The sequence below is a fragment of the Burkholderia sp. PAMC 26561 genome (genome assembly GCF_001557535.2).
GTDB lineage: Bacteria > Pseudomonadota > Gammaproteobacteria > Burkholderiales > Burkholderiaceae > Caballeronia.
In genome coordinates this window covers 957,693-980,391 of sequence record NZ_CP014306.1, presented here as the reverse complement: position 1 = coordinate 980,391, position 22,699 = coordinate 957,693, and the positions used below count along the sequence as shown (strand labels likewise).

Sequence of the window (22,699 nt, the reverse complement as noted above, 5' to 3'; positions counted from 1 at the left end):
CGGGTGTGGTTGGCCTACTTTCCGGTCCAGCGGGCTGTGACGGCCGCGATTCGCGCACCGAATGCTTTTGCTGTTTCAAGGTCGCCGGGCGGGGGTGCTTCGTCCGGGGATGCATCGGCAGGTGATTGCGTGAGCAAGCCCGAAAAACCACCGACGAAGTTCAGGTCGTTGCGCGTGGCCGCCTTCGTATTCGACGGCATCATGCCGGTGCCCGCCCAGATCATGCTGTGCTGCATGGCGAGCGTGATGAAATACGCGATGGTCGAGTGCTTGTCGCCGTTCATGGTCGCCGAGTTGGTGAAGCCGGCGGCGACCTTGTCTTTCCACGATTGCGCGAACCAGGGTTTGGAACTGGCATCGGCAAATTTCTTGAAGTCGGCGGACGGGCCGCCCATGTAGGTCGGCGCGCCGAAGATGATGCCGTCGGCGGCGTCGAGCTCGGCCCAGCCGGCGTCGTCCAGATCGCCGACGGCCAGCAGTTTGGCGTCGGCGCCTGCATCGGTGGCACCTGCGAGGACGGCTTCGGCGGCTTTTTTCGTGTGACCATAGCCACTGTGATAAACGATGACGATTTTCGGCATGTCATTCCTTCTCTGCGACTCAACGTCGCGGGTTAAGCGGAAAGACCCAGTCTAGCAAGCCAAATTTCGGGCCGATTTGCGCACCTTGCGGAGGGTTTTGGTCACCGTCCGTAGGTCACCACGAGCTGCGCGCTGGACAGCGCCGTTGTGCGGATCTCGTGTTCGAACATGAGCGAGGGGCTGCTCTGGCGAAGGCGCAAGTCGGCGCTGTTGAGCGCGTAGACGGTGATGATGTATCTGTGTGGTTTGCCTTGCGGCGGACACGGTCCCGCATAGCCGTCGATGTCGAAATCATTGCGCGATTCAACCGCGCCGATCTTGCGCAGGAAGCCCGAGGCGCTTGCGTTTGACGGCAGTTTGACAACGCTTGCCGGGATCCCGGCGACAGCCCAGTGCCACCAGCCGCGCCCGGGGGCATCGGGATCGAAGATGGTTACCGCAAAGCTTTGGGTGTTGGCGGGCGCGTTGTGCCAGGAAAGCTGGGGGGAATGATTGCCGCCTTTGCAGTCGTTCTGGTCGAAGACAAGGGAGAGCGGTGCTCGCTGATCTGCAACGATGTCGCTGCTTGTCAACGTGAATGGAACGGACGCAACAACTTCGGCGACTGCGTGCGGCGCATTTGATACCATCGCGGCGCAGAAAAACGGAAGCAGCAGTGAGCGGCGGGAGATTCGGAAACGAAAAACGCGGCAATCAGCGACGCGGTACACAGCACAAACCACAAGCCCGGTCCCCAAGCGCATGGTGCGAGTTCTCCTGTCTCGGGCGTGGCCAGAACTGGCGTTTCACCCTTTGTAACGATGTATTTTGTCTCAGAAATAGGATTAATGCTGCATTCAAGTTTAACATTGCGTGGGAAGGATAAAATTTTTCAAATGTTCGGCACACAACTCAGCAAGGGGCAACCAGTAGACTCGGGTTTCGCTGGGATTCCGATCTCCAGGCTGAAGGGGGTATGTAATGAACGCGGGCACACTGCCTATAATGCGCAAGGGATTTATCCATTTACGAGCGGGGGGTAAATAATGGGTCAACGGATAAAAGTCATTATCGCCGATGACCATCCTGTCATTCTGTTTGGCGCTGCGCAGGCATTACTGAAGTTTCCCGAAATCGAGGTGGTCGGGCAGGCGCGTCAATCCACGGAATTGATTCAGCTTCTGCAAAAGTCTCCGTGCGACGTGGTTGTGTCAGATCTCGCCATGCCGGGTGGCCAGTTCGGTGACGGTATGCCGCTCCTGGGTTATATCGGGCGACAATTTCCGACTGTGCGTATTGTCGTATTAACCATGCTGGAAAATCCCGCGCTGCTCAAACGCTTGCGTGAAGTGGGCGTCACGGCCGTTATCAACAAGTCAGACGATTTGAGTCACATTGGTCTCGCGATCGTGCACGTGATGCGCGGGCAAGAGTACATCGGCCCCTCGGTGCGGGTGGCCCTCGACAGCATGGGCTTGTCCGCGAGCGGTCAGCAACGCGACGTGGTGTTGTCCAAGCGTGAACTGGAAGTCGTGCGCTTATTTGTTTCGGGCATGACGATTACCGAAATTGCGGCGCAGTTGAAGCGCAGCATCAAAACAATCAGCACGCAAAAGAATACCGCCATGCGCAAACTCGGTATTGAAAGGGATTCGGAATTGTTTCAATATGCCCAAAGTAATGGTTTATTGAATTTGTCCGCGTATGTGGGCGATGGAAATCTCGACGATGAATTTCGCGCAGACATCGATTAACTGTTAAGTTTGTTGAAATGAAAATCCGCTCGTTGATGAAACGCGCGGATTTTTTATTTCATTGACAGTATAAAAATTACGGATTATTTCGGTGTTGCCATTACCCCGCCGTGCGCCGCGGACCAATCGGCCGGGGCGTGTAAAAATTGTTCAACTTCATCCAGTGTCTTTGTCTCAAAATAACCCGCCTCTTTGGCGACCCGTAATACGTCCCACCAAGTCGCAAGCGCGTGCAATTCCACGTCGATGTCTTTCAGAACCGAAACACTTTCTTTAAAGATGTTGTAATGAAACAGCACAAAGCAATGGTTCACTTTCGCGCCCGCTGTGCGCAGCGCGTTGATGAAATTGATCTTGCTGCGGCTGTCGGTCGTCAGGTCCTCGACCAGCAGCACGCGTTGGCCTTCCGTCAACACACCTTCGATCTGCGCATTGCGGCCGAACCCCTTCGGCTTCTTGCGCACGTATTGCATCGGCACCATCAACCGGTCCGATAACCACGCGGCAAACGGAATGCCGGCGGTCTCGCCGCCCGCGATTGCATCGATCTGTTCGTAGCCAACGTCACGCAGGAGCGTGGTCTCGGCCATCTCCATCAGGCCGCGGCGCACGCGGGGATAGGAGATCAGCTTCCTGCAATCGATATAAACCGGACTCGCCCACCCCGATGTGAAGATATACGGCTTGGCCGCATTGAAATGCACGGCCTCGACCTCGAGCAGCATTTTTGCGGTGGTGTCCGAGATGGTCTGGCGGTCAGTGCCTGTCATGGGCAAGTCCTTGGGTTCGTGAGTGGAGAGCATCCCTGCCGTCGATACTACCCGGCCGATAAGTTGCAGATCATGACGATGCAACTCGGTCGCCGTGCAATCGATGCAATGCGTTTAGTCAGTTATGCGCGCCTTTATGTCGAAAATGGTGCTCCGCGTCAAAATTATCTTGCGGTGTACACTATTTATCCCCGAAAAATGCTAAGCGCAGTCCGGGCGCGCAGTGCTTATCCCTGCGTGCCCGCCACGCGCAATCCCGACGAATTCTTCGCGCAGCCCGAAGCCGGCGCCAGCGCCGCTTCACAAACAAATTTACTTTCCCCAACTCTTTTCCTAAACGTCTCAGGCCAATCATGGACGAACAACTGAAGCTCAGCGCCCTCGCATATCACCAGTATCCGAAGCCTGGCAAGATCTCGGTCACGCCGACCAAACCCCTGTCGAACCAGCTCGACCTGTCGCTGGCGTATTCGCCAGGCGTGGCCGCTGCCTGCATGGCCATCTTCGACGAACCGCTCGACGCCCAGAAGTACACCTCACGCGGCAACCTGGTCGGAGTCGTGACCAATGGCACGGCGGTGCTGGGGCTCGGCAACATCGGACCGCTTGCCGCCAAGCCGGTGATGGAAGGCAAGGGCTGCCTCTTCAAGAAGTTTGCGGGCATCGACGTGTTCGATATCGAGCTCGCCGAAACCGATCCGGACAAACTCGTCGATGCCATCGCCATGCTCGAGCCCACGCTTGGCGGCATCAACCTGGAAGACATCAAAGCGCCGGAGTGCTTCTACATCGAGAAGAAGCTGCGCGAGCGCATGAAGATTCCCGTTTTCCACGACGACCAGCACGGCACGGCGATCATTGCATCGGCGGCGATTCTCAACGGGCTGAAAGTCGTCGGCAAGAAGCTCGACGAAGTGAAGCTCGTGTGTTCGGGCGCGGGCGCGGCGGCGATCGCGTGTCTCGATTTGCTCGTCGACCTCGGGCTCAAGAAGTCGAACATCCTCGTCTGCGACTCGAAGGGCGTGATCTACGAAGGACGCGGCAACCTGGATCCATCGAAGGAACGCTACGCCGCGAACACGACGGACCGCACGCTCGCGGACGCCATCGATCAAGCCGACGTTTTCCTCGGCTGCTCGAGCGCCGGCGTGCTCAAGCCGGAAATGGTCAAAGTCATGGGCACGCAGCCGCTGATCCTCGCGCTCGCCAATCCGGAGCCGGAGATCCGCCCGGAAGAAGCGAAGAAGGTGCGTCCGGACGCGATCATCGCTACGGGCCGTTCGGACTATCCGAACCAGGTGAACAACGTGTTGTGCTTTCCGTTCATCTTTCGCGGTGCGCTGGACGTGGGCGCGACCACCATCACTGAAGAGATGAAGCTCGCGTGCGTGCGCGCGATCGCAGAACTCGCCCAAGAGACCGATCAGGGCGATGAAGTCGCCAAAGCGTACGAAGGCCATTCGCTCGAGTTTGGGCCCGATTACCTGATTCCGAAGCCGTTCGATCCGCGCCTGATCATCAAGATCGCGCCGGCCGTGGCGCAAGCCGCGATGGACTCGGGCGTGGCGACGCGTCCCATTCACGATATGGACGCGTATCGCGAAGAGCTGGGCACGACGGTTTATCGTACGGGCATGGTGATGCGGCCGGTGTTCGCCGCGGCCAAGTCGGCGCCCGCGCGAATCGTGTTTGCCGAAGGTGAAGACGAGCGTGTGCTGCGCGCCGCGCAATTCGTGCTGCTGGAGAAGATCGCGAAGCCGATCATCATCGGGCGGCCGGCGGTGGTCGAGATGCGGCTGCAGAAGATGGGCTCGAAGCTCAAGCCCGGCACCGATTTCGAGATCGTGAATCCGGAAGACGATCCGCGTTACCAGAAATGCTGGCAGGAGTATCACAACATCGCTGCACGCGAAGGCGTGACGCCCGACAACGCGAAGGCCGCGCTGCGCAAGTTCAATACGCTGATTGGCGCCATCCTGGTTCGTCTCGGCGATGCCGACGGCATGATCTGCGGCATGATCGACACGTACCACGACCATCTCAAATTCATCGAGCAAGTGTTGGGCAAGGCTGACGGCGTACAAAACTTCGCCGCCATGAACCTGCTGATGCTGCAGGGACGCAATCTCTTTATCAGCGACACGTATGTCAACGAGGTCCCGACGCCCGAGCAACTCGCCGATATGACCATTCTGGCGGCGCGCGAAATCGAGAAGTTCGGGATCGCGCCGAAGGTGGCGTTGTTGTCGAACTCGAACTTCGGCAGCGTGCCGACGGCTTCATCGAAGCGCATGGCCGAGGCTCGCAAGCTGATCGCCGAACGTGCGCCGGATCTGGAAGTCGATGGCGAAATGCACGGCGATGCAGCCTTGTCGGAGGTGGTACGCAAAGCCGCGATGCCGGCCTCGACACTGGCCGGTGAGGCGAACCTGTTGATCATGCCGAACGTGGAAGCCGCGAACATCACCTATAACCTGCTCAAGATGGTGAGCGGGGAAGGCGTGACAGTCGGTCCGTTCCTGCTTGGCGCTGACAAGCCAGTGCACATTCTCACGCCTGCCGCGACCGTGCGGCGGATCATCAACATGACAGCGGTGGCATCGGCGAATGCGCGGGTGAAGGCGGCTGGCAACGCGGTGTGATGAAGTAGATTTGATCGTCACCATTACTATGTGACGAGATTTGATCAGGTGGGGACAGGCGGTGACCGAATAGATCGGTCACCGCTTTTTTTTTCACGCGCCAGAAATATCTAACTCAAACGTGGCATGGACGCTTAGGGATTTTTTTAAAGAGATAAGAAAGTTGTCGCACATACAACGGCGTCTTTCTTATTCGGACAAATCTGATTTGGTTGGCAAGGAGTGCTGAGTAGAGTCGCGGATCGTTTCACTTACCTGTTTGTTGCGGCGAATTATTTCTTGAGTTCGTTTCGCGTCAGACACATTCCGCATAACTCTTTGCAGGTATTCAGCATGAACAAGGTCTTTAAATCGGTTTGGAGCGAAGCTCTGGGTGCTTGGGTCGCAGCATCGGAATTGTGTCGCGGACGCGGGAAGGGCGGCGGGAAGGTGGCGCGGGCGGTGGCGTTGGCAGTGGCGTTGGGAATGGCGGGTGGGGCGTTTGCTGCTGGAGCGGGGACATCGGTGTCCAATGCAAGTCCGGCCACTGCAACGAACTTGACCGACATTGCGATTGGTTCAGGCGCGACCGCAGCGAGCAAGACCAAGGATGCGATTGCTATCGGCGACACTGCAGCGAGCTCGGCGGATGGCGCAATCAGCATCGGCGGCAGTGTTTCAAACGCGGCGACTAACTCAATTTTGATGGGGAACGCAGGAGTTCCGGCCGGAACGACCGGGCAGGTACCGGTTGCTTCGATTGACGCTGGTTCGACCGCGTCGGTATTTTTCGCGCCTGCTGGCGGCTCGGTTCAGACGTCGGCGAACTCGTTTTCCTTCAATCCCTATGCCGGAATCAAGACCTCGGGGTCGCCCGACTCCGTGAATATCTCGGGGACGGTAAGCGCGGCGCCATCGTCTGTAGCCATCGGTAGCAAATCCAGCGTCACCAACACTACTGCTGCAGCGACAGCAGGTGTCGCGGTCGGAGCGAATGCCTCAGTGCAGGCGTTGAACTCAGTGGCGATTGGTGCCAACTCAGTTCCGAAATATGTTGAATCCGCCGTAATCTGAATAATCAATATATTAGGAATGCGTATCGATAATGAAAAGGAAATATAAGACGGTTTTAAACGAAGTCTTCGTCAATCGTGACGTGAAGGGCGAAAAGACGAGCGTCGGTTACAAGCTGTTCGAGCGGAAACGCAGCATTCATCTGGCGCCTCCGACCAAGTCCAAGCAAGCAACAGACTTGCAATTGTGGTCGTTGAGATGAGGGAAATTGAAATGATTGGCACACTGTCTCACGGTGCACATCGGCCCGTCGCGGGCGCGTGCATCAGCACTGGAAAGCGGAAAACACGGTCTGCCAGAATGGTGGCGACAGCGGTAAGTGGACTGATAGTTGCCGCGACGTCGGGCACGGTATCCGCGTCGACATCCGGATTGGCAAGCGTATTCGCGCAAGAGTCGGCCTATGCGTCGGCAAAGTCGCTGGCTCAGGCGCCAGCGCAGCGGTTCGCGAGCACAAGTCATGTAGCGATGGGAGTTGTCAAAGTCACCAAACCCGGTTCTCTCGATGGCGACGCGTTGCTTTATGATCCGGCACGCAGTCAGGAATATCCCGCGCAGGCACGGGATTTTGCCGAAACCGCGCCCAGCACGAAGCTATCGGTAGTTCTCGAAAAGGCCGAGACGATGATCGGCGTCCCCTATTCGTGGGGCGGCAATACGCCGGCACAGGGACTCGATTGCAGCGGTTTCGTGCGTTATGTCTATGCGAAGGCGGCGGGGATTGTATTGCCACGAGTTTCATCGCAGATCAGTCGTCAAGGCGTGGCGATCGCGCAAACGGATTTGCATCCCGGCGATCTCGTGTTCTTCAATACAACACGCGGTACCGCAACGCACGTTGGAATCTATGTCGGCGAGGATCAGTTCATTCACGCGCCGAAAAAAGGTGCTTTTATTCGCATTGAATCAATGAAAAGCGCCTACTGGACCCGACGATATTACGGCGCGCGACGAGTCGCGTAAGAGCTCGATGGATAAACCCTTAACAACAAAACGCCCGATGAAAATTCATCGGGCGTTTTGCTATGCACTGAAGCAAAAGCTCAAGCCACTTGCCGCGTCTCACTGCCGACCGGTGCACGCCACCGCGCCAGCAAGGCATTCCATTTCAGACGCGCCGCGTTCACGTTGTTGTCCTTCACGTGACCGTAACCGCGCATGGAATCGGGCAGACTTGCGAGTTCTATCGCCAACGGCAATTTATCGAGCGTCAAGCCGCTGAGCAATTCCTTTATCAGCGCCTCATATTCCGAAATCAACGCTCGCTCCATCTTCCGTTCTTCGGTCTTGCCGAAAACATCCATCGATGTGCCCCGCAAGAACTTCATCTTCGCCAGGACTTTCATCGCGGATAGAACCCATGGGCCGTATTGCTTCTTGATGAGATGGCCATGCGCGTCCTTCTTCGAAAACATCGGCGGCGCGAGATGGAAATTGATCTTCCAGTCGCCTTCGAAACTCCCCTTCAACCGCTCCACGAACGCCGGATCAGCATAAAGACGCGCGACTTCGTACTCATCCTTGTACGCCATCAGCTTGTGCAGGTTCCTGGCGACAGCTTCGGTCAGTGCGTACTGACCGTCGGGTACGCCAAGCGATGCTTCCGCAACCCGGACTTCCGCGACAAGCCGGCCGTAACGCGCGGCGTACGCCTCGTTTTGATAGTCGGCAAGATAGCCGATGCGCTTTTCGATCAATGCGTCCAACGCCTTCGGCGTATGCAGCGCGATGATCTTGCTGCTGCCTTGTACATCCGATGAACCCCCCCGATTCTGTCCTTTCACCAGTCGTTGCAGACCATCGAGATCATGCGCCGCGTGACGGCCCCATTCGAACGCCGCGAGATTTTTCTCGACCTGCACAGCGTTGAGTTCGATCGCGCGAACCAGCGACTCGTGCCGCAACGGCACCCAGCCGCGCTGCCATGCAAAACCCAGTACGAACGGGTTCGTGTAGATGGCGTCGCCGAGCAGTGCTACGGCAAAACGGTTTGCATCGACGAGAGATACGTGCTCACCCGCGGCCGTGCGGATGTCGGCTTCTGCGCTCGCGCCCGGGAAACGCCAGTTCGGGTTCTTGATGAAGTCGGCAGTCGGCGTTTCGGCGCTGTTCACGACGACCCGCGTGTGGCCGGGCTGCATGCGCGAGCCGCATTCGTCGCTGGCGGTGACGATCGGATCGCAACCGATCACCAGATCCGCTTCGCCCATCGCGATGCGCGTGGCGTGAATATCGCCAGGCTGGTTCGCGATCTGCACATGGCTCATCACCGCGCCGCCTTTTTGCGCGAGGCCGGTGACATCGAGCACGGTCACGCCTTTTTGCTCGAGATGCGACGCCATGCCAAGCAATGCGCCAATGGTCACGACGCCCGTTCCGCCTACTCCCGTGACCAGCACGCCATAAGGACGGTCTATATCAGGAAGCGTTGGCATGGGCACGGGCGGCATGCCATCGCCGGAAATGCTCGATACCTTCGGCTTCTTCAACTGGCCGCCTTCCACCGTGACGAAGCTCGGGCAAAATCCGTTCACGCACGAGTAATCCTTGTTGCACGTGGACTGGTTGATCTGGCGCTTTGTGCCGTATTCGGTGTCGAGCGGTTCAACCGATAAACAATTCGACTTGACCGAGCAATCGCCGCAGCCTTCGCAGACGGCTTCGTTGATCACGACACGCTTTGCCGGATCGGGATAAGCGCCGCGTTTCCTGCGCCGGCGTTTTTCCGTGGCGCACGTCTGGTCGTAGATGAGAATTGTCGTGCCGCCGATTTCCCTCAGCTCGCGCTGGACTTCATCCAGTTTCTCGCGATGATAAATCTGGATGCCGGGCGCGAGGCCGACGTTCGCATCGTACTTTTCGGGTTCATCGGTGACGATCACGATTTTCTTCGCGCCTTCGGCCGCGAGCTGATGCGTGATCTGCGGCACGGTAAGCACGCCGTCGACCGGCTGGCCGCCGGTCATCGCCACGGCATCGTTGTAGAGGATCTTGTACGTGATGTTGGTCTTCGACGCGATCGCCGCGCGGATTGCCAGCAGGCCGGAGTGGAAGTACGTGCCGTCGCCGAGATTGGCGAACACGTGTTTGTCGTTGGTGAAGGGCGCTTGGCCGATCCACGCCACGCCTTCGCCGCCCATCTGGCTGAACGTGCTCGTGCTGCGATCCATCCAGACGGTCATGTAATGGCAGCCGATACCCGCCAACGCGCGGGACCCTTCCGGCACGTTCGTGGATGTATTGTGCGGACAGCCCGAGCAGAACCACGGCTTGCGCTCCGCTTCAACACGCGGCCGGGCCAGGGCGCGTTCCTTCGCTTCGATCACCGCAATCCGCGTCGCAATGCGCGCGCGCACTTCGGCAGGCAGATCGAACTTGTCGAGCCGCGTGGCAATCGCCTTTGCGATGATCGCCGGAGACAGCTCGTAATGCGCCGGCAGAAGCCAGTTGCCCATCGGCACGGACCATTCGCCGCCGGCGCCGTCTTTCTCGTCGAACTTGCCGAAGACGCGCGGACGTTGCGCATCGGGCCAGTTATAGAGTTCTTCCTTGATCGCGTATTCCAGGATCTGGCGCTTTTCTTCGACGACCAGGATCTCTTCCAGACCGTGAGCGAAGGCATGCGCGCCTTGCGCTTCGAGCGGCCAGACGCAGCCGACCTTGTACAAGCGCACGCCGATGCGGGCGCAGGTTTCATCGTCGAGACCGAGGTCCGATAACGCCTGGCGCACATCCAGATAGGCCTTGCCCGCCGTCATGATCCCGAAACGCGCGTTCGGCGATTCGATCTCGATCCGGTCCAGCTTGTTCGCGCGCACGTAGGCGAGCGCCGCATACCACTTGTAGTCGAGCAGCCGCGCTTCCTGCACGAGTGGCGGATCGGGCCAGCGGATGTTGAGCCCGCCATCGGGCATCGCGAAATCGGTCGGCAACACGATCTCGACGCGATTCGGATCGATATCCACCGATGCCGACGATTCCACCACATCGGTCACGCACTTCATCGCGACCCAGAGGCCGGAGTACCGGCTCATTGCCCAGCCGTGCAGGCCGAAGTCCAGGTATTCCTGCACGTTCGATGGAAACAGCACCGGCAATCCGCACGCCTTGAAAATGTGTTCGGACTGATGCGCGAGCGTGGAGGATTTGGCGGCGTGATCGTCGCCGGCGAGCACGAGCACGCCACCCTTCGCCGATGAACCCGCCGAGTTGCCATGCTTGAACACGTCGCCGGTTCTGTCGACGCCTGGTCCCTTGCCGTACCACATGGAGAACACGCCGTCGTACTTGGCGCTGGGATACAGGTTGACCTGCTGCGAGCCCCAGACGGCGGTCGCCGCGAGGTCTTCGTTCACGCCGGGCTGGAACACGATCTCATGCGATGCGAGATGTTTCTTCGCTTTCCACAGATGTTGATCGAGCGCGCCGAGCGGGGAACCGCGATACCCCGAAATAAACCCGGCGGTGTTCAAGCCGGCGGCGTGATCGCGTTGTTGTTGCAGCATGGGCAACCGGACGAGCGCCTGAATCCCGCTCATGTAAGCGCGGCCGCGTTCGAGGGTGTATTTGTCGTCGAGTGTGACGGTGGTGAGCGCGGCTTCAAGCTTCGCTTGTTGTTCCGCGTCTAGTGGGGCATTCATTGTAGGTTCTCTCCGCCAACGTTTGGGATCGCCAAAACTCATGTGGCTTTAGCGTCTTGTGGACGCGGCAGCCGGGATTTTGAGTGTGCCTGTTTTGCATTTCTGACAGCACTGGTAAAAACCCGCTGAAAACAAATTACACGATCGTTCGCGTGTTACGAGGTGTAAAAACGCCCGATTTTCATCATGCGCGGGAACCGCTCGTGGCGGCGGTATTCAAATACCGTGACCGATGCGCAATGTGAAACGCGCCCGGTCATTGGACACACCGATGCACGCAGTTGAAGGAGCAAGAAGTGAAACAACGATATATCCAGAATTTCCTGATGGTCTCCGCCGCATTCCTGGCGATAAACGTGCCCCGCGTCGGCGTTGCGGCCGGTTCCGAAACCTTGATGACCGGCACGCTGCGCATGGCGCCGGCTCGGGTGGAACAGGTCTCGAACAACCCGGCTGCGAAAAAGAAAGACGAAGCCTGAATTTCCCGAACGAACAAACAAATGCCGGCGATCTGTGAGGATCGCCGGCACTTTTATTCAGTCGCGCACATCAGCTCGCTGTTGTGTCCTTCACCACGCCGCGTCGAATCTGATCGAGTTCGATCGATTCGAACAGCGCCTTGAAGTTGCCTTCGCCGAAGCCCTGATTGCCCTTGCGCTGGATGATCTCGAAGAAGATCGGGCCAATCTGGTTTTCCGTGAAAATCTGTAGCAGGATTTCGTCGCTGACCCCATCGATCAGGATCTTGCGTTTTCTCAGCTCCCCCACCGATTCGCCGTGATTCGGCACGCGCCGGTCGACAAGCTCGTAATACGTATCAATGGTGTCCAGCAACGCGATATCCGCGCTGCGCAGGGCGTCGACGGTGTCGTAGATGTTGTCAGTCCCGAGCGCGATGTGCTGAATCCCCTCGCCACGATACGCATCGAGATATTCCTGGATCTGTCCCGACGTGTCCGATCCTTCCTCGTTGATCGGGATGCGGATCTTGCCGCACGGCGAGCTCATCGCTTTCGACTTCACGGCCGTGACCTTGCCTTCTATGTCGAAGTACCGCGCCTCGCGGAAGTTGAACAGGCGTTCGTAGAATTCGGCCCACTCGATCATGCGTCCGCGATGCACGTTGTGCGTCAAATGGTCGATGTACGTCAAACCATGGCCAGCGGGATTTTGATCGGCGCCCGGAATCGGTTCGAAGTCGACGTCGTAAATGCTGATATCGCCGATGCTGCCCGCCTGCGCGCCGTTCTTGCCACGCCACCGGTCGACGAAATAGATCAGCGAATCGCCGACGCCCTTGATCGCGGGAATGTTGAGCTCCATGGGGCCCGTTTTATTGTCGAAGCCCCACGCGCCGAGATCGAGCGCGCGCTTGTAAGCCTTGCCTGCATCGGCGACGCGAAACGCGATTGCGCAAATCGACGGTCCATGCAAACGCGTAAAGCGTTGCGCGAAGGAATCGGGCTCGGCGTTGATCAGGAAGTTGATGTCGCCTTGCCGGTACAAGGTCACGTCCTTATGCCGATGCCGCGCGATCGCGGTAAATCCCATTTGCTCGAACAATCGCCCAAGCGCGACCGGATCCGGCGCCGTGTATTCGATGAATTCGAAACCATCCGTGCCGACGGGATTGTCCCAGGTCGTTGGTTGCATGCCTTGTCTCCGTAAATCGCGATTAACAGGACAAAGTCTATCGAGATGCGTGTGGCGGATACTTGCGAATCAAATCGCGCATCATTACGATGACGCACGTTTATGGCGTCCACCGGCGCAAAAGAGGCAGACTATGGCGCGAATCGAACTCGACGCAATCGACCGCAAAATCCTCGCAATTCTGCAGGTCAACGGCCGCTTGTCGAATCAGGACATCGCCGACCAGGTGAGCTTGTCGCCGAGTCCCTGCCTGCGCCGTATCCGGCGGCTGGAAGAGGCGGGCGTGATAAGAGGTTATGTCGCGCTACTAGAGCCCCGTCTGCTTGGACTCGGGCTGCTTGCGTACGTCAACGTGAGGCTGGAAAAGCGTGGCGGATCGGTCGCTTTGGCGGGAATGAAAAATCCGCCGACGCATGCGGATCGATTCCGCGACGCCTTGCTCACCTGGCCGGAGGTCGTGGCCTGCGATGCAATGACCGGCGACACCGACTATCTGCTGCGCGTCCAGGTGGAAGACATGGAGCACTTCTCGCGTTTTGTGCAGGACCAGTTGCTGCACCATCCATCGGTGATCGATGTGAAAAGCAGCTTCTCGCTCGAGCGCATCAAGGAAACGACGGCGTTGCCTATCCGTTGATTGCGCGGATGCTCCAGACGCAAAAAAGGCGGCTTTCGCCGCCTTTCGTGCTTTTGCGCATGCTTGCTGATATGGCCGGAACTCAGGCCGCGTCGGCAGTAGGCATGAACGCCTGAAACATTTGCGATGCCCGGCGCGCCTGGCGCTTGATCGCGTAATCAAAGACCGCTGCCTGCTCCTGCAACATTTCCGTCAGGATGCTGCTCTGGTCAGCAGGCGTGAGCGACAAATAAGCATCGGCTTCGCCGTATGCGTACTCGATCTTCATGCCCGACTTCTTCGCAATGTGCATCATGGTCGAGTTGCGCGACAAACAATGCATGTAGAGCATTGAAACGTGTGTGTTGCGGCTGCGAATCGCGGCGCGCTCGAACAAGCGGCTGCCGACACCACGGCCCCGCGCGCTTTCCAGCACCGATACACCGAACTCAGCCGTACGCTTGTCGCCTTCCGCCGGCAAATAGGCAAGATGCCCGACGCCGACCACGTTCAGCGCTTCATCGAATACGCCAAAAACCGTATCGCGCGCAAAGTCGATGTTCGTCACATAGTTCTCGATCACACGATCCGGCACGATCTGGCCGAAGCGCAAAAGGCGGTCGTCTTCGTCGAGGGCAAGAAAGTGGATCATCAGGCGCTCGCGATCCGCGGAGGACAGCTCACGAACGAGAACGGGCGATCGACCGGCGGCGCTCGGCGAGCGATCGGCAGATGCGAAGATCGATGCGGCGGGGCGGTTGAAAGATAGGTTCACGATGGTGGCTCCTTGAATCGTCGAGCGACATGGTGCGTCGCAAAACGAATTTTAGCCGAAACATCGTTTTAGTACTAGGGAAAACCCGTAAGATGGTGTGGAGGATTATGTCTAACTTTCAAGTATTACGAATAAAAATCTTTTAAAATCAATTGTTTAAACGCTGTTGCGGAAAACGGACGTGCGTGCGCCCATGTCGTATATTGCGGTGCAGCATTTCACGAATCGCCATTCATTCCCCGTTCGATCACATCGACAACCTGTTCCGCAAACTCCCCGTAACCCAGCTTGCCGTCAGGTTTGAGCCACGTGAATGTCCAGTTGATCATGCCGAAAACCATCATGGTCAAGGCCGTCTGGTTTTCCTTGGTCGCCCGCTTCGGATAAGCACGCGCCAGTTGCCGCGCAAACGCAGCGACGATACCGCGCTGGCGTTCGAGCACGATTTCACGCCGCGTATCTTCGAGGTACTTCACGTCGTTGAGCAGAGCGACGTGCCGGCTATGCGACGTTTCGTATTCCGCGAGAAACGCGCGAATGAGCTCGGCAAACGCCTCGCGCTCGGTGAGCCCGCGCCGCTGGCTCGCGCCTTCCACCTCCGCGATGATCAGCATCAGCCGCTTCGTATAGCGGTCGAGCAGGTCGAACAGGATGGCTTCCTTGCTCGCGTAGTAGTGGTAAAGCCGCGCCTTGGACGTGCCGCTGGCGGCGGCGAGATCGGCCATCGATGTGCTCGGGTAGCTCGTCTGCGCGAATTTCGCGGCGGCGAGTTCGAGAATCTGCTCGCGTTGTGTGTCGTGGTCGGGCGCTCTGGTACGTGCCATTGAGTCTCGGAGAAGTGCTGGGTCGAACGGAATTCTAATGCTTGAGCGCGACTTGTCTCCGTCCGGCGGCTAATGCGAGGCGCGGCGCAGTCTTGCGTCGGCAATTTTTGAGGGATCGCCGCGGATTTCCAGCTTGCCTGCAGCCACGAGTTCGCGGCATCGCCAAAGGGCGATCGAGTCGCTGACCAGGAAGCCGAAACTTCCGCCCATCACCTCGCCCGCGAGCCGGCGCGACTCGATCCAGCCGGCGCTTGCGATCTGGAGGATGGTTTCATCGATATCGGAATACGTGCCTGAGATAAACGTGTTGTCGCGCCAGCGCCGCGTTTCGCTGTTGATCTGCTTCACTTCCTGCCATTCGAGCGCGAGCCGGCTGATGCGCAACACGGAGATGGGCGCGGCCGTCGGCAGCTTGACGCCGAGTTCGGCTGCCGTGAACATGCCAACCGCTGTAATGCCGTCGCCGCGGCCACGACGGCGCTGATTGCCGTCGTCGGCGGTGATGAGGGGTAGATCGTCGGCGGTCAGTTTGGCTTCGTTCAGGCGTTGCGGCACGTTGCGCAGGAAATAGGCGACGCGCCGCAGCATCAACTGATCGCCCGCGCTCTGGCCGTGCCAGACCACGACTTGACCCGTGCCCTGGGCCAGTTCGCGCAACAGCGCATCTTGTTCCTTGAGCTTCGAAATGAAATCGACTTTGTGCTCGTCGAGCACTTGTTGCCAGAAGAGGGCACGCGTTTCCGGGTTGTCATCGATACCCCTCAGATGGCCGACCGCAAGATCGTCCTTCAGGGGAATGACGCGCTCATCGCGTGAAACTGCATTCAGCGCTTCGCGAAGTATCTCGGCGGCATAGTCGCCGTTGGTAACGTGAATGGTGCTCATCAGTAACGGTGACCGCAAACGTAAGAAGGCCGGCTGCTGTGTAGCCGACTCGATCGATGTGATCGACATGACGGCAACTTAACAACAGACGGCCCCTAGTGTAAGCGAATTGAATCAGTGCAATCCGCCAACTGGTCGCTCAACGTTCGTCATAGCTCACAACTACCCGATCCGAAACCGGATGACACTGGCACGTCAGCACGAAACCGGCATCGATTTCATGTTGTTCCAATGTGAAGTTTTTCTCCATGCGCACTTCGCCTTCCAGCACTTTTGCGCGGCACGTACAGCAGACACCACCCTTGCACGCGTAAGGCAGCGCGAGGCCGGCCTTCAGCCCGACATCCAGTACGCTCACGCCCTGGTACGGCAGACGCAACTTGCGCCTTTTTCCATCGATGACCAATTCCAGATCCGCCGTCGGCGTGTTGTCCGTGATCTCGATTTGCGGAACACCGGCTTGCGGCAAAGGCGTCCCGAAACGCTCGACGTGAACCTGCTTCGGCGGCACGCCCGCGCCTTTCAGGGCGGCTTCGGCGGCGTCCATCATCGGGCCGGGACCGCAGATGAACGCTTCATCGATTTCACTGGCGGGAACGAGCGCCTCGAGGAACGCCGCGCATTTTTCCTGGTTCAGCACGCCGTTGAACAGTTCGACGTCCTGCAAATCGTCCGATAAAACGTGGTACAGCGAGAACCGGCTCATGAAGCGGTTCTTCAGGTCTTCGAGTTCCTCGGCGAACATGATGGCGTCGACGCTGCGATTGCCATAGATCAGCGTGAAGCGGCTGGTGGGCTCCGTCTCGAGCGTCGTCTTGATGATGGCAAGCACCGGTGTGATGCCGGAACCGCCCGAAAACGCAACGTAATGCTTGAAGTGATCGGCGTTCAGATGGGTGAAGAAGCGGCCATCGGGCGTCATGACTTCGATTTCGTGACCGGGCTTGAGCATGTCGAAAGCGAAGTTCGAGAAGCGGCCGCCGCGCACGCGCTTAATACCGATACGCAATTCGCCATCGCGATCGTAATCCGTCACGCCGACGCAAATGGAATACGAACGCCGCGTTTCCTCGCCGTCGATATGCGTTTTCAACGTGACGAACTGGCCTTGCGTAAAGCGGAACGCATCACGCAGGGTGTCGGGGACATCGAAGGAAACGGTAACGGCGTCCGCGGTTTCGGGACGAACGTCGCGGATGCGAAGCGAATGGAATTGCGGAGTCGCCATGGTCGGTTTCAGTACGGTTTGAAGTAGTCGAACGGTTCGCGGCAATCCACGCATCGATACAGCGCCTTGCACGCCGTCGAGCCGAATTGGGCAAGGCGTTCTGTCTGCACTGAACCGCAGCGCGGGCAGGCGGGTTTATCGACGATGCGCGGCACGAAACGCAAAGGCCGTTCTTGCGGCGCGTGTTCGTTCGAGCCGCAGTTGCCCATGGGCGGGGCAATGCCGTATTGCTTGAGCTTTTCGCGGGCAGCGTCGGTCATCCAGTCGGTGGTCCATGCGGGCGCCAGAACCGTCTCTATCCGATGCTTCGCGAAACCCGCCGCGTTCAGCGCCGCGCCGATGTCTTCCGCAATCTGGTACATCGCCGGGCAACCGGAATACGTTGGCGTGATGACAATTTCCAGCGTGTCGTCGGCGGCGCGGCGGACATCGCGGAGGATACCCAGTTCGCGTATGGACACCACCGGAATTTCCGGATCGGGCACGGCTTCGAGCACGTTCCATACGTGTTCGAGCGCAACGTCTTCCGCGGTTGTCATGGCGTTCACCACGTCGCGCCCGGGTGCTGGCGCGCGATGCTTTGCAATTCCGCCAACAGATAACCCATGTGCTCGGAATGCTCGCCGAGTTTGCCCGTGGTCACGTGCTGCACGTCGGCGGGTTTTTGCAGCGTGGCTTCGGCCAACGTTGCGTCCACATCTTCGCGCCACGCGGTTTCCAGATCGGCTGTCAGCGGACCGATACCGGCATCGGCGATGCGCGTTTCCACCTCATCCACGCTGAAGAATTCGCGTGTGTAGGGCATCAGGTAATCCACCGCCGCCTGAGCCCGGCGATGCGATTCCTCGGTGCCATCGCCGAAACGCAGCAGCCAGTCGCTCGCGTGATTCAGGTGATATCGCGTTTCCTTGATCGACTTGGAAGCGATTGCGGCAAGCTGTGCGTCGCTCGATCGGGTCAGCGCCGTCCAGAGATGCGACATCAGCGTGGAATACAGGAAATTGCGCACGACCGTCACCGCGTAATCACGGTCTGCGCGCGTCGTTCCCGACAACGGTCCGGCGTGCGGCAATTCGCTCAACGTAAAGTTGCGGAAATCTCGCTCATTGCGGAAATATGCGTAGTCGTCTTCGGTTTTCTGCGTGCCGTGCAACTCGGTCTCGAGCGCGGCCGCATGCGAGTAAAGCAGGCGCGCCTGGCCGATCAGATCGAGACTGATGTTGGCGAGCGCAATATCTTCCTCGAGCACCGGGCCGTGTCCGCACCATTCGCCATTGCGTTGCCCAAGGATCAGCGCGTTGTCGGCGAGGCGCAGCACGTAGGACAGATGTTGGGGCGTCGTCATGTCTAACCTTCGATCACATGTGGTTGATTTCGTCGGGGAGCACGAAGAACGTCGGGTGACGATAAATCTTGTCGCCGGCAGGTTCGAAGAACTCGGCTTTATCGGCGGGATCGGACGCCGTGATCGCCGCCGATGGCACTACCCATATGCTCACGCCTTCCTGGCGACGCGTGTAGACATCGCGCGCCATGCGCAGCGCAGCCGGCGCGTCGGGCGCGTGCAAACTGCCGCAATGCTTGTGATCGAGTCCCTGCTTGCTGCGCACGAACACTTCCCAGATCGGCCATTCGTTGTTCATTTGTCGCTCCTATGCAGCTTGCTTTTGAGCACGCGCGGCTTGTTTGGCGGAATAGGCGAGGGCTGCTTCGCGAACCCACTCGCCGTCGTCATGCGCCTTTACGCGTGTCGCGAGGCGTTCCTTGTTGCACGGACCGTCGCCATTCACGACGCGCCAAAATTCGTCCCAGTCGATGACGCCGTAGTCATGCGCTTGCCGTTCCTCGTTCCATTTCAGATCGGGATCGGGCAGCGTGACGCCGAGAATCCGGGCTTGCTCGACGGTTGCATCGACGAATTTCTGCCGCAAATCATCGTTCGATATCCGCTTGATGCCCCACTTGAACGACTGGCCGCTATGAATGGAATCCTTGTCGCTCGGGCCGAACATCATCAGCACGGGCCACCACCAGCGATCCACCGCCTGCTGGACCATGTCCTTTTGGGCCTGCGTGCCTTTCATCATGGAGAGCAGCGCGTCGAAACCTTGCCGCTGGTGGAACGACTCTTCCTTGCAGATGCGGATCATGGCGCGCGCATACGGCCCGTACGTACAGCGGCACAGCGGAATCTGATTCATGATCGCGGCGCCGTCGACCAGCCAGCCGATTACACCGACGTCCGCCCAGGTCGGCGTGGGGTAGTTGAAGATGCTTGAATACTTGGCCTTGCCGGCGTGCAGGGCATCGACGAGCTGATCGCGCGATACACCCATGGTTTCCGCCGCGCTATATAAATAGAGGCCGTGGCCACCCTCGTCCTGCACTTTTGCGAGCAGGATGGCCTTGCGCTTCAGACTCGGCGCCCGCGAAATCCAGTTGCCTTCCGGCAGCATTCCGACAATTTCCGAATGCGCGTGCTGCGAAATCTGGCGAACCAGCGTCTTTCGGTACGCGTCTGGCATCCAGTCCTGCGGTTCGATTTTGCCGTCGGCCGCCATCACGGCGTCGAAACGGCTGAGTTCCGAAGACGTGGACGCCGGGTCGATGGACTGGACGTTGCCGGGAATATCGAGGGATTGCGTGTACATGACGATCGCTCGCTGTAGGAAGTCGTTGTGGAGCAATTATAAACCGACCGGACGGTCGGCTAATAGATATTTTTTGAGATGGCTGGCCTGGACCGGTCGCGTTCGCGGCGAATGCGACAATACGGGCTGATCTCCACCAACTTTTCCGTGCATGCCGTCATCGATCGAATCTCCTGTCCCGCGTGTGGCCGTTATCGGCGGCGGCCCTGCCGGCTTGATGGCGGCTGAAGCGTTGGCGGCGGGCGGTGTCGAAGTGGATCTCTACGACGCCATGCCATCGGTCGGCCGCAAGTTCCTCATGGCAGGAAAGGGCGGCATGAATCTCACGCATTCCGAGCCTGCCGAAGCTTTCCTGTCGAGGTACGGCGAGCGCCGGGCGTTTATCGAACCGCTGCTGCGCCGTTTCGATGCCACCGCCTTACGCGCGTGGGTCCACGATCTGGGAGTGGAAACGTTTATCGGCAGCTCGGGACGCGTCTTTCCCACCGACATGAAAGCGGCGCCAATGCTGCGCGCGTGGTTGCATCGGCTACGTGGATCGGGTGTGCGTTTCCATATGCGGCACAAGTGGATCGGCTGGGACGACGCCACGCCATGCGCGCTCCGGTTCGCAACGCCGGAAGGCGATCGCGAGGTTCACGCCGATGCCGTCGTGCTCGCGCTGGGTGGTGCGAGTTGGCCGCGGCTTGGATCGGACGCCGCGTGGATCGGGCATCTGGAAGCGCGGGATGTATCGGTTGCGCCGTTCAAACCATCGAATTGCGGATTCGATATCAACTGGAGCGAGCATTTCAGCAGCCGCTTTGCGGGCGAGCCGCTCAAGTCGGTGGCCATTGGTTTGCCGCGTGAAGACGGTGGCGCGGACTGGCGGGCGGGGGAATGTTTGCTGACATCGACGGGCATTGAAGGCAGTCTGATCTACGCATTGTCCGCGCGCATCCGCGACCGTCTGGCCGAGGGCCATGCCACGTTCCTGCTCGACCTCGTTCCGGCGCTGACCCATGAACGCGTCCACGACGAAGTCACGCACCCACGCGGCGCACGTTCCATGTCGAGCCATTTGCAGAGCCGCCTGAAGCTGATGGGCGCGAAGGCCGGATTGCTGCGCGAATGCCTGACCCGCGAAGATTTCGCCGATGCCACCCGTCTTGCGCAACGCATCAAGGCATTGCCGTTGACAGTGACGCGGCCGCGGCCCATAGCGGAAGCAATCAGCAGCGCCGGCGGGGTGAGGTTCGAATCGCTGGATTCGCAATTGATGCTCGCAGCCTTGCCCGGCGTTTTCTGTGCGGGCGAAATGCTGGACTGGGAAGCGCCGACCGGTGGTTATCTGCTGACGTGCTGTCTCGCGAGCGGAGTGGTCGCCGGAGAAGGGGCGCTGGCTTATCTGAACCGGAACCGCGCCCCGGCGCTTTGATCAGGCTGGCACGAGCCGCCACAACGAAGTAACTTCGGCCGACCTCGCCTGGTATAGCGGATCGGTTTTATCGGCGGCGCGGGGGTGGTTCGGTCGCACGTCCATCCGGCCATCGGTCTTGAGCCCGGCTTGATCGACCCACTCCTGGAATTGGGCGCGCGTACGCAGTCCCAGATGCTCGGCCAGATCCGACAGGATCAGCCAGCCTTCGCCGCCAGGCGTCAAATGCGCGGCAAGGCCGTCGAGGAAACCGCGCAACATCCGGCTTTCCGGGTCATAGATCGCATGTTCGATAGCCGAGCTCGGCCGCGCCGGCAACCACGGCGGATTACAGACGATCAACGGCGCGCGGCCTTCCGGAAACAAATCAGCTTCGATCACTTTGACCTGCGGCGAAAACCCGAGCAAATCGATGTTCTCATGCGCGCAGGCGAGCGCGCGCGGATCGATTTCCGTCGCGATCACGCGCTTCACGCCCCGCTGGGCCAGCAACGCGGCCAGCACGCCGGTGCCCGTGCCAATATCGAATGCCAGTTCCTTCGATGGCAACGGCTGATCCGCCACCAGCTTCACATACTCGCCGCGCACAGGCGAAAACACACCGTAATACGGGTGAATCCGCGCGCCCAGCGCCTCGACGTCCACGCCCTTCTTGCGCCACTCGTGCGCGCCGACCAGCCCGAGCACTTCCCGTAGCGACACGACCGACTCACCCGCCGCCGGACCGTATGCCTCTTCGCACGCCTCTTTCACAACCGGAGCACGCCGCAACGTAATGGCGTACTCGGCGTCGAGCGGCAGCAAGAACATGCCGAGCGTGCGGGCCCGCTGCGACTGAGCAAGCCGATGCAGATTGAACGCTTCGCCGGGCGCGGGCGCTTCAGCCGGCGCATCAGGCGTGGCGCTGCGTTGCTTGGCTTTCGCCTTCGCCGACTTCTTGGGCCGTGTTTCGATACGTCGCGCCACAGCCTGCAACAACTGCCGCGCGTTTTGAAAATCGCCGCGCCACAAGATCGCGGTCCCTTCGCAAGCCAGCCGATACGCCGAGTCCGCGGTCATCTGGTCATCGCCTATGACGACGCGTTTTGGCGGCGCGATCCCGCTTTCCGAGCGCCAGAGCGCCGAATGGCTTTCGCCTTTTTCCTCCCATTCAATGAGGGCGGATGCGGCGCTGGTGCTGGAAGAGGTTTTGGAATGCATGCTGAATAAGTACCGGACAAAGTAAGAACCG

At 59.3% G+C, this 22,699-nt stretch carries 22 protein-coding genes; 8 read left to right on the top strand and 14 right to left on the bottom strand.

What is annotated here, in order from left to right; translation table 11 throughout:
• Positions 1-14: 14 nt before the first annotated feature.
• Positions 15-581, bottom strand: a complete 567-nt coding sequence (locus AXG89_RS04645) for a flavodoxin family protein (protein ID WP_062000516.1) — start codon at positions 579-581, stop codon at positions 15-17.
• A gap of 101 nt (positions 582-682) precedes the next feature.
• A complete protein-coding gene (locus tag AXG89_RS04640) occupies positions 683-1,210 on the bottom strand; it encodes a YbhB/YbcL family Raf kinase inhibitor-like protein (RefSeq protein ID WP_082771447.1) in 528 nt (175 codons plus the stop codon).
• A gap of 396 nt (positions 1,211-1,606) precedes the next feature.
• Here AXG89_RS04640 and AXG89_RS04635 point away from each other — a divergent pair, with 396 nt between their 5' ends.
• Positions 1,607-2,314 carry a response regulator gene (locus AXG89_RS04635; protein WP_062000515.1) on the top strand — a complete coding sequence of 236 codons (708 nt, stop codon included), beginning with the start codon at positions 1,607-1,609 and terminating at the stop codon, positions 2,312-2,314.
• A gap of 83 nt (positions 2,315-2,397) precedes the next feature.
• Here AXG89_RS04635 and AXG89_RS04630 read toward each other — a convergent pair whose 3' ends face one another.
• Complete coding sequence (locus AXG89_RS04630) at positions 2,398-3,084, bottom strand: orotate phosphoribosyltransferase (protein WP_062168188.1); 687 nt, start codon at positions 3,082-3,084, stop codon at positions 2,398-2,400.
• A gap of 72 nt (positions 3,085-3,156) precedes the next feature.
• Here AXG89_RS04630 and AXG89_RS41975 point away from each other — a divergent pair, with 72 nt between their 5' ends.
• The 4 genes from AXG89_RS41975 to AXG89_RS04615 all read left to right on the top strand — a co-directional run bounded on the left by AXG89_RS41975 (position 3,157) and on the right by AXG89_RS04615 (position 7,742).
• Positions 3,157-3,453 carry a hypothetical protein gene (locus tag AXG89_RS41975; RefSeq protein WP_143325502.1) on the top strand — a complete coding sequence of 99 codons (297 nt, stop codon included), beginning with the start codon at positions 3,157-3,159 and terminating at the stop codon, positions 3,451-3,453.
• Entirely contained in the window at positions 3,438-5,726 is a 2,289-nt protein-coding gene (locus tag AXG89_RS04625; RefSeq protein ID WP_062168186.1) for an NADP-dependent malic enzyme, read from the top strand. The genes AXG89_RS41975 and AXG89_RS04625 overlap by 16 nt, the downstream gene beginning before the upstream one ends.
• A 333-nt stretch (positions 5,727-6,059) precedes the next feature.
• Positions 6,060-6,779 (top strand): ESPR-type extended signal peptide-containing protein, encoded by a 720-nt coding sequence (locus AXG89_RS04620; protein ID WP_162916005.1) that lies wholly within the window; start codon positions 6,060-6,062, stop codon positions 6,777-6,779.
• A gap of 213 nt (positions 6,780-6,992) precedes the next feature.
• On the top strand, positions 6,993-7,742 hold the full coding sequence (locus AXG89_RS04615; protein ID WP_162916004.1) for a C40 family peptidase: 750 nt from the start codon (positions 6,993-6,995) through the stop codon (positions 7,740-7,742).
• 80 nt (positions 7,743-7,822) lie between these two features.
• On the opposite strand, the gene AXG89_RS04610 is transcribed toward AXG89_RS04615, so the two are convergent.
• The gene (locus AXG89_RS04610; protein WP_062168171.1) at positions 7,823-11,419 is read right to left on the bottom strand and encodes an indolepyruvate ferredoxin oxidoreductase family protein; all 3,597 of its coding nucleotides are present in this window, start codon (positions 11,417-11,419) and stop codon (positions 7,823-7,825) included.
• 296 nt (positions 11,420-11,715) lie between these two features.
• Here AXG89_RS04610 and AXG89_RS04605 point away from each other — a divergent pair, with 296 nt between their 5' ends.
• On the top strand, positions 11,716-11,898 hold the full coding sequence (locus tag AXG89_RS04605) for a hypothetical protein (protein ID WP_062168169.1): 183 nt from the start codon (positions 11,716-11,718) through the stop codon (positions 11,896-11,898).
• A gap of 70 nt (positions 11,899-11,968) precedes the next feature.
• Here the strand turns inward: AXG89_RS04605 and hppD are convergent, their stop codons facing one another.
• A complete protein-coding gene (gene hppD, locus AXG89_RS04600) occupies positions 11,969-13,072 on the bottom strand; it encodes a 4-hydroxyphenylpyruvate dioxygenase (protein WP_062168168.1) in 1,104 nt (367 codons plus the stop codon).
• Between the two features lie 133 nt (positions 13,073-13,205).
• On the opposite strand from hppD, the gene AXG89_RS04595 reads away from it, so the two are divergent.
• Positions 13,206-13,709, top strand: coding sequence for an Lrp/AsnC family transcriptional regulator (locus AXG89_RS04595; RefSeq protein WP_062168166.1), 504 nt, complete (start codon positions 13,206-13,208; stop codon positions 13,707-13,709).
• Between the two features lie 82 nt (positions 13,710-13,791).
• Here the strand turns inward: AXG89_RS04595 and AXG89_RS04590 are convergent, their stop codons facing one another.
• The 8 genes from AXG89_RS04590 to paaA all read right to left on the bottom strand — a co-directional run bounded on the left by AXG89_RS04590 (position 13,792) and on the right by paaA (position 20,051).
• Entirely contained in the window at positions 13,792-14,430 is a 639-nt protein-coding gene (locus tag AXG89_RS04590; RefSeq protein WP_062170277.1) for a GNAT family N-acetyltransferase, read from the bottom strand.
• Positions 14,431-14,681: 251 nt separating this feature from the next.
• Positions 14,682-15,287: a TetR/AcrR family transcriptional regulator gene (locus AXG89_RS04585; RefSeq protein ID WP_062168165.1), complete on the bottom strand. Its 606-nt coding sequence runs from the start codon at positions 15,285-15,287 to the stop codon at positions 14,682-14,684.
• 69 nt (positions 15,288-15,356) lie between these two features.
• Entirely contained in the window at positions 15,357-16,172 is an 816-nt protein-coding gene (locus AXG89_RS04580) for a DUF1835 domain-containing protein (RefSeq protein WP_062170275.1), read from the bottom strand.
• Positions 16,173-16,311: 139 nt separating this feature from the next.
• Positions 16,312-17,400 (bottom strand): 1,2-phenylacetyl-CoA epoxidase subunit PaaE, encoded by a 1,089-nt coding sequence (paaE, locus tag AXG89_RS04575; protein ID WP_062168163.1) that lies wholly within the window; start codon positions 17,398-17,400, stop codon positions 16,312-16,314.
• 8 nt (positions 17,401-17,408) lie between these two features.
• The gene (paaD, locus tag AXG89_RS04570) at positions 17,409-17,939 is read right to left on the bottom strand and encodes a 1,2-phenylacetyl-CoA epoxidase subunit PaaD (RefSeq protein WP_062170273.1); all 531 of its coding nucleotides are present in this window, start codon (positions 17,937-17,939) and stop codon (positions 17,409-17,411) included.
• 5 nt (positions 17,940-17,944) lie between these two features.
• Entirely contained in the window at positions 17,945-18,745 is an 801-nt protein-coding gene (gene paaC, locus AXG89_RS04565) for a 1,2-phenylacetyl-CoA epoxidase subunit PaaC (protein WP_062000505.1), read from the bottom strand.
• 13 nt (positions 18,746-18,758) lie between these two features.
• Positions 18,759-19,043 carry a 1,2-phenylacetyl-CoA epoxidase subunit PaaB gene (gene paaB, locus AXG89_RS04560; protein WP_056364669.1) on the bottom strand — a complete coding sequence of 95 codons (285 nt, stop codon included), beginning with the start codon at positions 19,041-19,043 and terminating at the stop codon, positions 18,759-18,761.
• Between the two features lie 9 nt (positions 19,044-19,052).
• A complete protein-coding gene (gene paaA, locus AXG89_RS04555) occupies positions 19,053-20,051 on the bottom strand; it encodes a 1,2-phenylacetyl-CoA epoxidase subunit PaaA (protein ID WP_062168161.1) in 999 nt (332 codons plus the stop codon).
• Between the two features lie 151 nt (positions 20,052-20,202).
• On the opposite strand from paaA, the gene AXG89_RS04550 reads away from it, so the two are divergent.
• On the top strand, positions 20,203-21,468 hold the full coding sequence (locus AXG89_RS04550; RefSeq protein ID WP_062168159.1) for a TIGR03862 family flavoprotein: 1,266 nt from the start codon (positions 20,203-20,205) through the stop codon (positions 21,466-21,468).
• On the opposite strand, the gene AXG89_RS04545 is transcribed toward AXG89_RS04550, so the two are convergent.
• Positions 21,469-22,668 carry a 50S ribosomal protein L11 methyltransferase gene (locus AXG89_RS04545; RefSeq protein ID WP_062170272.1) on the bottom strand — a complete coding sequence of 400 codons (1,200 nt, stop codon included), beginning with the start codon at positions 22,666-22,668 and terminating at the stop codon, positions 21,469-21,471.
• Positions 22,669-22,699: the final 31 nt, after the last annotated feature.